The following is a 13,826-nucleotide window of genomic DNA, read 5'->3' on the forward strand; positions in this document are numbered from 1 at the left end:
CACCGTGCACGCGGCCGCACGGGCGGTGCGGGTCACGCCGCCGCGTCCCTCCGCACCAGCGGCAACGGCTCCGACGGCTCCAGCTCCGGGTCGTCCACGGAGAACGTCCGCACCCGCCCGGGCCCGGACCACGGCTCCTCGAACCGCACCGTGACCCGCCCGACCCCGCTCCCCTGGACCCACCCGGCCCCGTACACCGCGTGCCGTACGTCGTTCCCGGGCGACCAGTGCCGCTCCACGGGAGCGTGGTCCTCGGCCTCGACGACCTCCTCGACCGCGGCCGAGGCCCCCGCCTCCGTAACGGCCTCCGCGACGGCATCGGCGTCGGCCACCGCCTGAGCGAACAGATCCTCCTGCGTGTAGTCCGCGAGCCCGCTCACGCCCACCCCCAGCAGCCGCACGCCCCCGGTCGTGTCCACGGCCTCCAGGAGCCGCCCTGCGGCCTCCCGTACGACGCCCGGGTCGTCCGTCGGCCCCCGCAGCGTCTCGGACCGGGTGAGCGTCGAGAAGTCGTACCGGCGCACCTTGAGGACGATGGTCCGCCCCGAGTGCCCCGAGGCCCGCAGCCGCCCCACGCACCGCTCAGCGAGCCGTTCGACCTCGAACCGGATCCGTACCCGGTCGTGCAGGTCGACGTCGAAGGTGTCCTCGACCGACACGGACTTGGCGTCCCGCTCGGCCACCACGGGCCGGTCGTCGTACCCCTGGGCCATCCGGTACAGGGACGCCCCGTGCGCCCGCCCCAGGAGCCGTACGAGCTCGTCCTCGCCCGCCTCCGCGAGGTCGGAGACGGTGGTCATCCCGGCGCGCCGCAGGTGCTCCCCGGTGGCCGGCCCGACCCCGGGCAGGATCCGTACGGAGCGCGGCCCGAGCAGCTCCCGCTCGGTCCCGGGCTCGATGAGGACCAGGCCGTCGGGCTTGGCCTCCTCGGAGGCGATCTTCGCGATCATCTTGGACCCGGCGAGCCCGACGGACCCGGTGAGCCCGGTCGTCGCGAGGATGTCGACCCGCAGCCGCTCCCCCGCGGCCCGCGCGCTCGCGCCGTCGTCGGCGACACCGCCGGCCTCGAGGTCCACGAAGGCCTCGTCGAGGCTGAGGGGCTCCACGAGAGGGGAGAGCCGCCGGAGCAGCTCCATGACCTGATCGCTGATCGAGCGGTAGAAGGCGAAGCGGGGCACGAGATAGGCCGCGTTCGGCGCGAGCCGCCGCGCCTGGCCCATCGGCATGGCCGAGTGCACCCCGAAGCGGCGGGCCTCGTAGGAGGCGGTCGCGACCACGCCGCGCGGCCCGAGACCGCCGACGACCACGGGTTTCCCGCGCAGGCTGGGCTTCGACGCCTGCTCGGCGGCGGCGAAGAAGGCATCCATGTCGAGATGCAGGATCGTGGGCGCGGCTCTCACGTTTCCGATGCTGCCCTACGCCACCGACAACGCCCCCGCGGAACGCCCGGGAATCCCGGGCGAACCCCGGCGGACGCCCTCAGACCGCCTTGTCGCGCCGCCGCCGCGCCAGCTCGTCGCCCGGGTTGTGCCGGACCAGCGTCTCGCCGGTGTCGACGCGCTCCCCGTGGAGCTGCGAGAGCGCGGCCTCGACGTCACGCCAGACCACTCCGACGGCGATGCCGAAGACGCCCTGCCCGCCCTGGAGGAGGTCGACGACCTCGTCGGGCGAGGAGCACTCGTACACCGTGGCCCCGTCGCTCATGAGCGTCATCCGCTCCAGGTCCCGGAAGCCCCGGGCGCGCAGGTGCTGCACCGCGGCCCGGATGTTCTGGAGGGCGACCCCGGTGTCGAGGAACCGCTTGACGATCTTCAGCACGACGACGTCGCGGAAGCTGTACAGCCGCTGCGTCCCCGACCCGTACGCGGGCCGCACGCTCGGCTCCACGAGCCCGGTGCGTGCCCAGTAGTCCAGCTGTCGATAGGTGATTCCGGCGGCCGCACAGGCCGTCGGTCCGCGGTAGCCGATCACCGCGTCGGCGGCACCGGTGTCCGTCCCGAAGTCGCCCACACTGCCGTGAAGCGGATACGGACCGTTCTCCCCGGACACGCGCCCGAGCGAGCTTCCCGCCGTACCGTCCGCGCTGCTCATCACGCCGACCCTCCGTCCTTGACCTGCCCACACGAAGGTAGGCAGTCACCAGGGGTGCGTCAACGATCGCCACACTCGGCACGCCGAGTGATAATCACCCTGAGAGTGGTTTCGCGTGTCTCTCTCCGGGGAAAGGCTACTCGAATGCTCTGACGGCACCCCGCGAACGGCCTCCGGCCGCACCGCTCCGCCTCACTGGCTGTTGGTCCCGAAGTCCTCCGGTGAGATCTGGTCGAGGAACTCGCGGAACTTCTCCACCTCGTCCTCCTGCTCGTCCGGAATCGCGATGCCGGCGTCGTCCAGCACACCGTCGCTGCCGAAGATCGGCGTCCCGGTCCGCAGGGCCAGCGCTATCGCGTCCGACGGCCGCGCGCTCACCTCGACGCCGCTGGCGAAGACCAGCTCGGCGTAGAAGACCCCGTCACGAAGATCCGTGATGCGGACCTCGGTGAGCTCCTGCCCCACGGCCTCCAGCACGTCCTTGAACAGGTCGTGCGTCAGCGGCCGCGGAGGGGCCATCCCCTGCTGGGCGAAGGCGATCGCGGTCGCCTCCCCCGGTCCGATCCAGATGGGGAGGTACCGATCGCCTCCCACTTCACGCAGGAGCACGATCGGCTGGTTGGAGGGCATTTCCACCCGGACACCCACAACGTCGAGCTCGTTCACACAGCAACCCTAGGACGTGCCCGACCGGTTTGGATAGTCGGGCCCCTCCCTGGCCGCTTATCGGCTCACTGGAGATGGATCCCCAGAGCCGTCTGGACGAGGGCCGCGTGCAGCCGCACCGACTGTGCGGCGAGCTCCTGCGCGGTGGCCTCCGCATGGGCTCTGGTCTGCGGGTTACGGTGCCGGCGCAGCGGCGCGACCACCTGCTCGATCAGCCCGGCCTCCCGGTCGGCGGCCGCCTTGACGGCCCGCAGGTGCCGGGGTTCCAGACCGAATCTCCCCAGATCCGCGACAAGTCTGGCGACGGTGACGGTCTCGGGGTCGTAGCCGCCGCCCTCCCGCTCGGCGATCAGGCCGTACGACTCCCACTCGACGAGCTCGGCCTCGGTCACCTCCGCGGCGGCGATCAGCTCGGCCCGTCCGAGCCGCGCCGCGGTCGGCGCCTCCGCCTCGTCCTGCTCCCAGGGCCCTTCGAGCAGGTCCTTCCGGCGTCCGGGCGCCGGGAGCTTGATCTGCTCACCCCTGGCCAGGGCGTCGAGGTGTTCGCGGATGACCTTCAGCGGAAGGTAGTGGTCCCGCTGCATCCGCAGGATGCGGGCGAGCCGCTCCACGTCCTGCGGGCTGAACTTCCGGTATCCGGAGGCCGTCCGACGGGGCTCTACCAGCCCCTCGGCCTCCAGGAACCGGATCTTGGAGATCGTCACTTCGGGAAATTCGTCGCGCAGCTGGTTCAGCACCGTGCCGATGCTGACCAGCCGGTCGCCCGCGGTGGCGGTGCCGGTTCCGGCACCGCCCGTCGGTGTTCGCAGCATGGACCTTCCCTGAAGGGGCTTCCCCGAGGCGTCACACGCCTCGCTGGCTCGAGTAGAAGACCAGCCGGTACTTGCCGATCTGCACCTCGTCGCCGTTGGACAGGACGACCGAGTCGATCGGCTCACGGTTGACGTACGTGCCGTTGAGGCTGCCGACGTCGGCGACGGTGAAGCTGCCGTCCTGCGCCCGCCGGAACTCGACATGCCGCCGGGAGACCGTGAAGTCGTCCAGGAAGATGTCGCTCTGCGGGTGCCGGCCGGCCGTCGTCAGCTCGCCGTCGAGCAGGAACCGGCTGCCCGAGTTCGGACCCCGGCGCACCACGAGGAGCGCGGAACCCGAAGGGAGCGCCTCCACGGCGGCGAGCGCCTCGGGAGACAGCGACGGAAGGGCGGTCTGGCCTGTGACCTCGGCCTCGTACGCCTCCAGCCCCGAGATGGAGATCGTCGACGTCGTCTCCGACGCGCGCTCGGGGGCGGCCCCGCCCCGCAGCGGCGTGCCGCAGTGGGAGCAGAAGCGGCTGTCGGCCGTGTTGCGGTGACCGCACCTCGTACACACCGGCATGGACGCATCCTCCTGCCGCGGCTGCCCCGCGGAGGTCTGTGTCGCGTACGGGTCGGACGCAAACCCTCCACCCGTACCTGAGGTTGATGGTTCTCCGAAACCTATGCGGGCGGCCCCGGCGGGGTCAACAGAAGACGCGCCCTGTGTGCCCGGAATGTCACCGCCCCGGCCGTCGACCTCGTCGCGGAAGAGCGGGCGTTCGCCGCCCTGCTCCTCGCTCTGGGCGTGGCGCGGCGCGGCGTGCCTGGCGTTGCCGCCGTCCTCACGTGCGCTCTTGCCGAACAACTTCGCAAACAACTTCACGGGCGATTCCCCTTGACCGAAACAGACCCGCCCGTGGGGCAGGACGAACCGAGATCCTTCACACCTGCCGACCCGGACACCTTCACAACGTCCGTATCCTCCGGACAGTTTCCACCACGCACCACCGTTGTGGTGCGCCGACCCCCCGCAACGTCTTGCCCTTGTCGCGGGACCCCCCTCGTCCCTCTCACTGGGACGACGACTGAGCGTAGTCAGGCCGCTTCGCGGGTCGCAAGGCGTCGACGACGATCTTCGCCGACCGCTCCACCGTGGCTGTGGCCTGCTCCTTCTCCAGGGTCTGCACGACACCGCCGGGGATGTTGAGCGCGGGCTCGAGATCCTCCGGCTTGCCGATGACCTTGAAGACGTACGGAGCGGCCACCTTCGTTCCATCGATCCGCATGTCATCACCGCTACCGGTGAAATAACTGTCCGCCACCACCCGGACGCCGTTGACCTGGATCGCCTCGGCGCCGGCCGCACGCAGCTCCTGGATGGCGTCGAGCAGCATGTCCGACTCGACGGCCCCGGTGGTGTCCCCGACGGTGAGGGTGATGCCGGGCCCCTCCGCGGCGACGGTGCCGGCCAGGATGCCGAGCTGCCGCTCCTTCTCCTGGGTCTGCTTGCGCGCCTCCTCGGCCTGGTCCGAGCTGGACTCCAGCTCGGAGCGCTGCTTCTCCAGGCGGGCCTTCTCGTCCTCCAGGCGCTGGGTGCGGTCGTCGAGTTCGTCGAGGATCCGTACGAGGTCCTCCTGGCGGGCCCCGCGCAGCGCGCTGTTCTCGCTCGTCGAGGAGACCTGGATGGCCAGGCCCAGACCGAGGACGAACAGCAGCAGCGCGACGACGAGTTGGGCCCGGGTCACCCGCGGCGGCCACAGGGCGGAGGCGAGCCGGCGCCGCCCGCTCGGCTCGGCCGCGACGGGCGCCTGCGGCACCGGAGCGACCGGAACGTCCTCACGCGGCTCGTCGGAGGGCGCGACCTGAGACTTCGCGACCTCGGGCTCCACGCTCCGAGGCGTCCCGGATTCAGGCTTCTCGGCCTTGGACTGATCTGCCTCGGGCCGCTCGGGCCGCTCGGGCCGCTCGGGCCGCTCCGGCTGCTCGGGCTGCTCGGGGTTCTGAGGGTTCTCGCTCATCGGCCTCACGCCCGGAAGACGTGACGCCGGATGGCGGCCGCGTTGGAGAAGATGCGGATGCCGAGCACGACGACCACACCGGTCGACAGCTGCGCGCCCACGCCCAGCTTGTCCCCGAGGAAGACGATCAGCGCGGCCACGACCACGTTGGAGAGGAACGAGACCACGAAGACCTTGTCGACGAAGATCCCGTCGAGCATGGCCCGCAGACCACCGAAGACCGCGTCGAGGGCGGCGACCACGGCGATCGGAAGATAGGGCTCGACCACCGCCGGAACCTCGGGGCGGACCAACAGTCCGACCACGACTCCGACGATCAGGCCCAGTACGGCGATCACGATGTGCCCTTCCCTGTGTCGGCCGTGGCCCGACCGGAGGGCGTCGCCACCCCGGCCCCCCTCGGCTCTGCGGTACGTACGGTCAGGCTCGGCGCGGCCGGCAGGCGCACGTCGCCCTCGGCCGAGATCCTGCTCCTGATCCCGAAGTTCTCCACCAGCGCGTGCAGGTACTGCCCGTCGGCGCTGTCCTGGAACGCGGTGCTCAGCCGCTGCCCGTCCCCGATGGCGAGGACGGTGTACGGCGGCACCAGCGGCTTGTTGTCGACCAGTATGGCGTCGCCGGCGGCCCTGATCGCGGACAGCGATGTCAGCCGCTGCCCGTTGATCGCGACGGCCTCGGCACCCGACTCCCACAGCCCGTTGATCACCCGCTGCATGTCCCGGTCACGGACCCGGCCCGTGTCGGAGAAGCCGGTGCTCTCCCGTGGTCCGCCGCCACCGGTGTCGGTGCCCTTGGCGTCGTCGACGACGAGCTTCACACCGGGGCCGTGCACGGGTGTCGCGCCCGAGAGCAGCGCCACGAGCTCGGCCTGGTCGCCGCCGTGCTGCTGCAGAGCCTGACGCTGGCGCGACCCGACCTCGGTCCGGATCCGCTCGACGTCCTCCTCCAGCTGGTCGGCGGTGGACGTCTCCTTCTCGATCCGGTCGATCAGGTCCTGCCGCTCCTTGGCGACGACCGGCGCGGAGATCCGGGCCTCGGCCGCACCGACGGTCACCACGACGGCGGCGAGCAGCAGACCCGCGGCGACACCCAGTTTGGCCCGCAGGCTACGGGGCAGCCCACCGCCCTCGGCCGCTCGCCGCGCAGTCGCCTCGGCGTAGCCGTCGTCGAGCGCGTGGTCGATCACGTTGTTCAGCAGCGACATCGACGCGTCCGGACGCGGCGGCGGTGATCCGGTGCTCCGAACGGGGGGCTGCTGCGACATGCCGCACATCGTCGCACGTCGCACGGCCTACCGCCGAATGGCCCCTCCGTACGGACGGGAGGCACCCCAGGGGCACCTCCCGTCCGAACCGCCCGAACCGTCAGCGACCTGCGCTGTCGACCACCTCGGCCCACTCGTCGAGCAGGGCCTGCGCGGAGGCGTCGTCGGGGCCCTCCGCCCACAGATGGGTGACGGCCTCGGCGGGGTCGGGCAGCACCATCACCCACCGCCCGTCGGCCTCGACCACCCGGACTCCGTCGGTGGTGTCCACGGACCGGCTGCCGGCCGCCTCCACCACCCGACGCATCACCAGTCCCTTCACGGCCCACGGGGTCGCGATGTCCTTCTTCAGGACGTGCGCCCGCGGGATCCGGGCGTCGATCTGGCTCAGCGTGAGCTGTGTCCGCGCCACGAGGCCGATGAGCCGCACGAAGGCGGCGGCCCCGTCGAAGACACTGCTGAACTCGGGCACGATGAACCCGCCGCGCCCGTCACCGCCGAAGATCGTCGACTCCTCGCGGCCGACCCGCGTGAGGTCGTCGGGCGAGGTGGTCGTCCACTCCACCTGGGTGCCGTGGTACGCGGCGACCTGCTCGGCGATACGGGTCGTGGTGACCGGCAGCGCGACCCGCCCGGACCGCCGCTCGGCCGCCACCAGGTCCAGCATGACCAGGAGGGCCCGGTCGTCCTCGATGATCCGCCCCCGCTCGTCCACGAGCGAGAGCCGCTCACCGACCGGGTCGAAGCGCACCCCGAACGCGGCCCGCGCCGAGGCCACGATCTCCCCGAGCCGCACGAGCCCGGCCCGCCGGCTCTCGGCCGACTCGGTGGGCCGCGACTCGTCGAGCCCCGGGTTGATCGTCAGCGAGTCGACCTGGAGCCGCCCGAGCAGACTGGGCAGTACGAGCCCGGCGCTGCCGTTGGAGGCGTCGACGACGACCTTCAGTCCGGCTTCCGCGATCCCGGTGGTGTCGACGTTCCGCAGCAGCGAGCCGGTGTACGAGTCGAAGACGCTCGCCGGGAAGGAGAGATCGCCGATCTCACCGGGGAACGCCCGCCGGTACTCCTGGCGCGCGAACACCCGGTCGAGCTTGCGCTGCCCGCCCTGCGAGAGGTCCGCCCCCCGTTCGTCGAAGAACATGATGTCCACGGAGTCGGGCACCCCGGGCGAGGTCCGCACCATGATCCCGCCGGCGCTTCCCCGCGCGGTCTGCTGCCGCGCCACCGGCAGCGGTACGTTCTCCAGGTCCCGTACGTCGATGGCGCTGGCCTGCAGCGCGGAGATCACCGCCCGCTTCAGCGCCCGGGCGCCCCGGGAGTGATCGCGCGCGGTGGTGACGGTCGACCCCTTCTTGAGGGTCGTCGCGTACGCCCCCGCGAGCCGTACGGCCAGCTCGGGCGTGATCTCCACGTTCAGGATGCCGGAGACCCCGCGCGCCCCGAAGAGATGGGCCTGCCCTCGGGACTCCCAGATGACCGAGGTGTTGACGAAGGCGCCGGCCTCGATCGTCTTGAAGGGGTAGACGCGCACGTTCCCCTGCACGATCGATTCTTCCCCGATGAGGCACTCGTCCCCGATGACGGCTCCGTCCTCGATCCGGGCGGCCCGCATGATGTCGGTGTTCTTCCCGATCACACAGCCCCGCAGATTGCACTGCTGCCCGATGTAGACGTTGTCGTGGATGACCGCCTTGTGCAGGAAGGCACCGGTCTTCACGACCACGTTCGAGCCGATGACGGTGTGCTCACGGATCTCGGCGCCCGCCTCGACCTTGGCGTAGTCACCGATGTAGAGCGGCCCTCTGAGGACGGCGTCGGGGTGCACCTCGGCACCTTCCGAGACCCACACCCCGGGCGAGATCTCGAAGCCGTCGATGTCGACCTGGACCTTGCCCTCCAGGACGTCGGCCTGAGCCTTCACATAGCTCTCGTGGGTGCCGACGTCCTCCCAGTAGCCCTCGGCGACATAGCCGAAGATCGGCTTGCCCTCCTTCATGAGCTGCGGGAAGACATCACCCGACCAGTCGACCGGAACATCCGCTTCGACGTAGTCGAAGACCTCGGGCTCCATCACGTAGATACCCGTGTTCACGGTGTCCGAGAAGACCTGCCCCCAGGTGGGTTTCTCCAGGAAGCGCTCGACCTTGCCCTCTTCGTCGACGATCGTGATCCCGAATTCCAGCGGATTGGGCACCCGGGTCAGGCAGACCGTGACGAGGGCGCCCTTCTCCTTGTGGAAAGCGATGAGATCGGAGAGGTCGAAATCGGTGAGCGCGTCTCCCGAGATCACGAGAAAGGCGTCGTCCTTCAACGCTTCCTCGGCGTTCTTCACACTTCCCGCTGTACCGAGCGGTTTCTCCTCGTTGGCATACGTGAGCTCCATACCGAGCTCTTCGCCGTCACCGAAATAGTTCCTGACGAGAGAGGCGAGGAACTGCACGGTGACGACGGTCTCGTTGAGACCGTGCCTCTTGAGCAGTCGTAGGACGTGCTCCATGATCGGCCGGTTCACCACCGGCAACAGAGGCTTGGGCATGCTCGAGGTCATGGGGCGAAGTCGGGTTCCTTCGCCACCGGCCATCACGACGGCCTTCATGTCGGAAGCGTCCTCCTTGAAGAGACGACGGTCCTGCCGACTTCACCTGTCCGCTCAGGGGCCCTGGGACGTCCTCTGTTGTTGCCGGCGACGCTGCTCGACACAGGACAGACGGGCTCAATCGGCCGCGGTATCCGCCTTCACGAGTCGACGGACCTGGACCACGTAGAGGATCCCTGCCCACCAATACAGAGTTGTACCCCATCCGGCGAAGGCCCACCCGAAAACTTCAGCGAGTGACGAGAGCCAGCCCGTTCCGTCACTGAGAAGCAGCAACGGGAACGCGTACATCAGGTTGAAAGTCGCAGCTTTCCCGAGGAAGTTCACCTGCGGCGGCGGGTAGCCGTGCCGGCGGAGGATTCCCACCATGACGAGCAGCATGGCCTCGCGCGCCAGGAGCGCGGCGGTCAGCCACAGCGGCAGGATCTCCCGCCAGGTGAGGCCCACGAGAGTGGACAGGATGTACAGACGGTCGGCAGCGGGATCGAGCAGCCGGCCGAGGTTGCTGATCTGGTTCCAGCGCCGCGCGAGTTTGCCGTCGAGATAGTCGCTGACGCCGCTGAGCATCAGGACGAGAAGCGCCCAGCCATCGCTGTTGGGCCCTCCGAACTCCGGACGGAGAATCAGCCACAGAAACAGCGGCACGCCGGCGAGGCGCGCCATGCTGAGAATGTTGGGGATGGTGAGGACCCGGTCGGTCTGAACGCGAGTCTCCTGGACCTCCACCCGGGGGCCTCCTGCTGGGACGGTGCCGACATTGCCCCCCGACCTTACCCTCAGCCACCACGCCCGGGCGCACAGGGTCCCCTCCCGCTCCGGAACGCAAAAATGCCTCAACCCCCGGACAGAGTCCGGGGGTTGAGGCTAAAAATTGTTCGGCGGCGTCCTACTCTCCCACAGGGTCCCCCCTGCAGTACCATCGGCGCTGAAAGGCTTAGCTTCCGGGTTCGGAATGTAACCGGGCGTTTCCCTAACGCTATGACCACCGAAACTCTATGAAGATATGAACCGCCGCACCACCCGAAAGGGGGGCGTGTTCGTTACTTCAGAACTAACACAGTGGACGCGAGCAACTGAGGACAAGCCCTCGGCCTATTAGTACCGGTCAGCTCCACCCATTACTGGGCTTCCACATCCGGCCTATCAACCCAGTCGTCTACTGGGAGCCTTACCCTCTCAAGGAGGTGGGAATACTCATCTCGAAGCAGGCTTCCCGCTTAGATGCTTTCAGCGGTTATCCCTCCCGAACGTAGCCAACCAGCCATGCCCTTGGCAGGACAACTGGCACACCAGAGGTTCGTCCGTCCCGGTCCTCTCGTACTAGGGACAGCCCTTCTCAATATTCCTGCGCGCGCAGCGGATAGGGACCGAACTGTCTCACGACGTTCTAAACCCAGCTCGCGTACCGCTTTAATGGGCGAACAGCCCAACCCTTGGGACCGACTCCAGCCCCAGGATGCGACGAGCCGACATCGAGGTGCCAAACCATCCCGTCGATATGGACTCTTGGGGAAGATCAGCCTGTTATCCCCGGGGTACCTTTTATCCGTTGAGCGACGGCGCTTCCACAAGCCACCGCCGGATCACTAGTCCCGACTTTCGTCCCTGCTCGACCCGTCGGTCTCACAGTCAAGCTCCCTTGTGCACTTACACTCAACACCTGATTGCCAACCAGGCTGAGGGAACCTTTGGGCGCCTCCGTTACCCTTTGGGAGGCAACCGCCCCAGTTAAACTACCCATCAGACACTGTCCCTGATCCGGATCACGGACCGAGGTTAGACATCCAGCACGACCAGAGTGGTATTTCAACGGCGACTCCACCATGACTGGCGTCACGGCTTCAAAGTCTCCCACCTATCCTACACAAGCCGAACCGAACACCAATATCAAACTGTAGTAAAGGTCCCGGGGTCTTTCCGTCCTGCTGCGCGAAACGAGCATCTTTACTCGTAGTGCAATTTCACCGGGCCTATGGTTGAGACAGTCGAGAAGTCGTTACGCCATTCGTGCAGGTCGGAACTTACCCGACAAGGAATTTCGCTACCTTAGGATGGTTATAGTTACCACCGCCGTTTACTGGCGCTTAAGTTCTCAGCTTCGCCACACCGAAATGTGACTAACCGGTCCCCTTAACGTTCCAGCACCGGGCAGGCGTCAGTCCGTATACATCGCCTTACGGCTTCGCACGGACCTGTGTTTTTAGTAAACAGTCGCTTCTCGCTGGTCTCTGCGGCCACCCCCAGCTCAGGAGGAAAACTCCATCACCAGACGTGGCCCCCCTTCTCCCGAAGTTACGGGGGCATTTTGCCGAGTTCCTTAACCATAGTTCACCCGAACGCCTCGGTATTCTCTACCTGACCACCTGAGTCGGTTTAGGGTACGGGCCGCCATGAAACTCGCTAGAGGCTTTTCTCGACAGCATAGGATCATCCACTTCACCACAATCGGCTCGGCATCAGGTCTCAGGCTTCATGTGTGACGGATTTGCCTATCACACGCCCTACACCCTTACCCCGGGACAACCACCGCCCGGGCTGGACTACCTTCCTGCGTCACCCCATCGCTTACCTACTACCACCTTGGGTCGACGGCTCCACCACTCCCCTTTGCCCGAAGGCTCCGGGGCGGCTTCACGGCCTTAGCATTAATGGGCTCGATATTGGGCGTTTCAAAGCGGGTACCGGAATATCAACCGGTTGTCCATCGACTACGCCTGTCGGCCTCGCCTTAGGTCCCGACTTACCCTGGGCAGATCAGCTTGACCCAGGAACCCTTAGTCAATCGGCGCACACGTTTCTCACGTGTGTATCGCTACTCATGCCTGCATTCTCACTCGTGAACCGTCCACAACTCGCTTCCGCGGCTGCTTCACCCGGCACACGACGCTCCCCTACCCATCACAGCGGGCGTTGGCCCTATTGCTGCAATGACACGACTTCGGCGGTACGCTTGAGCCCCGCTACATTGTCGGCGCGGAATCACTTGACCAGTGAGCTATTACGCACTCTTTCAAGGGTGGCTGCTTCTAAGCCAACCTCCTGGTTGTCTCTGCGACTCCACATCCTTTCCCACTTAGCGTACGCTTAGGGGCCTTAGTCGATGCTCTGGGCTGTTTCCCTCTCGACCATGGAGCTTATCCCCCACAGTCTCACTGCCGTGCTCTCACTTACCGGCATTCGGAGTTTGGCTAAGGTCAGTAACCCGGTAGGGCCCATCGCCTATCCAGTGCTCTACCTCCGGCAAGAAACACACGACGCTGCACCTAAATGCATTTCGGGGAGAACCAGCTATCACGGAGTTTGATTGGCCTTTCACCCCTAACCACAGGTCATCCCCCAGGTTTTCAACCCTGGTGGGTTCGGTCCTCCACGAAGTCTTACCTCCGCTTCAACCTGCCCATGGCTAGATCACTCCGCTTCGGGTCTTGAGCGTGCTACTGAATCGCCCTATTCGGACTCGCTTTCGCTACGGCTTCCCCACACGGGTTAACCTCGCAACACACCGCAAACTCGCAGGCTCATTCTTCAAAAGGCACGCAGTCACGAGACATAGCAAGCTATGTCCGACGCTCCCACGGCTTGTAGGCACACGGTTTCAGGTACTATTTCACTCCGCTCCCGCGGTACTTTTCACCATTCCCTCACGGTACTATCCGCTATCGGTCACCAGGGAATATTTAGGCTTAGCGGGTGGTCCCGCCAGATTCACACGGGATTTCTCGGGCCCCGTGCTACTTGGGTGTCTCTCAAACGAGCCGTCAATGTTTCAGCTACGGGGGTCTTACCCTCTACGCCGGACCTTTCGCATGTCCTTCGCCTACATCAACGGTTTCTGACTCGTCTCACAGCCGGCAGACTGTGAAAGAGAGATCCCACAACCCCGCATGCGCAACCCCTGCCGGGTATCACACGCATACGGTTTGGCCTCATCCGGTTTCGCTCGCCACTACTCCCGGAATCACGGTTGTTTTCTCTTCCTGAGGGTACTGAGATGTTTCACTTCCCCTCGTTCCCTCCACATGCCCTATGTGTTCAGGCATGGGTGACAGCCCATGACGACTGCCGGGTTTCCCCATTCGGAAACCCCCGGATCAAAGCCTGGTTGACGGCTCCCCGGGGACTATCGTGGCCTCCCACGTCCTTCATCGGTTCCTGGTGCCAAGGCATCCACCGTGCGCCCTTAAAAACTTGGCCACAGATGCTCGCGTCCACTGTGTAGTTCTCAAACAACGACCAGCCACCCATCACCCTGATCCAAAGAATCAAGTTCACTGGGGCCGGCATCCTCGAAGGCATGACCATGACGGCCGTACCCTCAGACACCCAACAACGTGCCAAGCACGACCCCTCGGATCATCATCACGTTCCACGCCGAAGCAGTACTGGTGAAGTGAACC

The 13,826-nt window shown here is 66.7% G+C and carries 10 protein-coding genes and 2 rRNA genes; all 12 read right to left on the reverse strand.

Features of this window, described 5'->3' with window-relative positions; translation table 11 throughout:
* Nucleotides 1–32: 32 nt before the first annotated feature.
* The 12 genes from ACN9M0_RS04840 to ACN9M0_RS04895 all read right to left on the reverse strand — a co-directional run bounded on the left by ACN9M0_RS04840 (nucleotide 33) and on the right by ACN9M0_RS04895 (nucleotide 13,623).
* The gene (locus tag ACN9M0_RS04840) at nucleotides 33–1,400 is read right to left on the reverse strand and encodes a DNA polymerase IV (RefSeq protein WP_426403176.1); all 1,368 of its coding nucleotides are present in this window, start codon (nucleotides 1,398–1,400) and stop codon (nucleotides 33–35) included.
* A 79-nt stretch (nucleotides 1,401–1,479) separates the two neighbouring features.
* On the reverse strand, nucleotides 1,480–2,091 hold the full coding sequence (locus ACN9M0_RS04845; RefSeq protein WP_366041739.1) for a MerR family transcriptional regulator: 612 nt from the start codon (nucleotides 2,089–2,091) through the stop codon (nucleotides 1,480–1,482).
* A 192-nt stretch (nucleotides 2,092–2,283) separates the two neighbouring features.
* A complete protein-coding gene (locus ACN9M0_RS04850) occupies nucleotides 2,284–2,757 on the reverse strand; it encodes a bifunctional nuclease family protein (RefSeq protein ID WP_017238433.1) in 474 nt (157 codons plus the stop codon).
* Nucleotides 2,758–2,822: 65 nt separating this feature from the next.
* Nucleotides 2,823–3,569, reverse strand: a complete 747-nt coding sequence (locus tag ACN9M0_RS04855; RefSeq protein WP_366041740.1) for a MerR family transcriptional regulator — start codon at nucleotides 3,567–3,569, stop codon at nucleotides 2,823–2,825.
* A 31-nt stretch (nucleotides 3,570–3,600) separates the two neighbouring features.
* On the reverse strand, nucleotides 3,601–4,542 hold the full coding sequence (locus tag ACN9M0_RS04860; protein ID WP_366041746.1) for an FHA domain-containing protein: 942 nt from the start codon (nucleotides 4,540–4,542) through the stop codon (nucleotides 3,601–3,603).
* Between the two features lie 79 nt (nucleotides 4,543–4,621).
* Nucleotides 4,622–5,569 carry a DUF881 domain-containing protein gene (locus ACN9M0_RS04865; RefSeq protein ID WP_426403177.1) on the reverse strand — a complete coding sequence of 316 codons (948 nt, stop codon included), beginning with the start codon at nucleotides 5,567–5,569 and terminating at the stop codon, nucleotides 4,622–4,624.
* A gap of 5 nt (nucleotides 5,570–5,574) precedes the next feature.
* The gene (locus tag ACN9M0_RS04870; RefSeq protein ID WP_015032176.1) at nucleotides 5,575–5,907 is read right to left on the reverse strand and encodes a small basic family protein; all 333 of its coding nucleotides are present in this window, start codon (nucleotides 5,905–5,907) and stop codon (nucleotides 5,575–5,577) included.
* A complete protein-coding gene (locus tag ACN9M0_RS04875) occupies nucleotides 5,904–6,833 on the reverse strand; it encodes a DUF881 domain-containing protein (RefSeq protein WP_366041742.1) in 930 nt (309 codons plus the stop codon). The genes ACN9M0_RS04870 and ACN9M0_RS04875 overlap by 4 nt, the downstream gene beginning before the upstream one ends.
* Nucleotides 6,834–6,933: 100 nt before the next feature.
* Nucleotides 6,934–9,429, reverse strand: coding sequence for a mannose-1-phosphate guanyltransferase (locus ACN9M0_RS04880; RefSeq protein ID WP_366041743.1), 2,496 nt, complete (start codon nucleotides 9,427–9,429; stop codon nucleotides 6,934–6,936).
* 117 nt (nucleotides 9,430–9,546) lie between these two features.
* On the reverse strand, nucleotides 9,547–10,155 hold the full coding sequence (locus tag ACN9M0_RS04885) for a CDP-alcohol phosphatidyltransferase family protein (protein ID WP_017238426.1): 609 nt from the start codon (nucleotides 10,153–10,155) through the stop codon (nucleotides 9,547–9,549).
* A gap of 147 nt (nucleotides 10,156–10,302) precedes the next feature.
* Nucleotides 10,303–10,419: ribosomal RNA gene (gene rrf, locus ACN9M0_RS04890) — 5S ribosomal RNA — on the reverse strand.
* A gap of 85 nt (nucleotides 10,420–10,504) precedes the next feature.
* Nucleotides 10,505–13,623: ribosomal RNA gene (locus tag ACN9M0_RS04895) — 23S ribosomal RNA — on the reverse strand.
* Nucleotides 13,624–13,826: the final 203 nt, after the last annotated feature.

The sequence above is a fragment of the Streptomyces sp. R-07 genome, from assembly GCF_049913175.1.
GTDB lineage: Bacteria > Actinomycetota > Actinomycetes > Streptomycetales > Streptomycetaceae > Streptomyces.

Excerpts from the sequence above, each read along its gene's own strand:
- ACN9M0_RS04845 (WP_366041739.1), bottom strand. The coding sequence starts at position 2,091 with ATGAGCAGCGCGGACGGTACGGCGGGAAGCTCGCTCGGGCGCGTGTCC.
- ACN9M0_RS04880 (WP_366041743.1), bottom strand. The coding sequence starts at position 9,429 with ATGAAGGCCGTCGTGATGGCCGGTGGCGAAGGAACCCGACTTCGCCCC.
- ACN9M0_RS04855 (WP_366041740.1), bottom strand. The coding sequence starts at position 3,569 with ATGCTGCGAACACCGACGGGCGGTGCCGGAACCGGCACCGCCACCGCG.
- ACN9M0_RS04875 (WP_366041742.1), bottom strand. The coding sequence starts at position 6,833 with ATGTCGCAGCAGCCCCCCGTTCGGAGCACCGGATCACCGCCGCCGCGT.
- ACN9M0_RS04865 (WP_426403177.1), bottom strand. The coding sequence starts at position 5,569 with ATGAGCGAGAACCCTCAGAACCCCGAGCAGCCCGAGCAGCCGGAGCGG.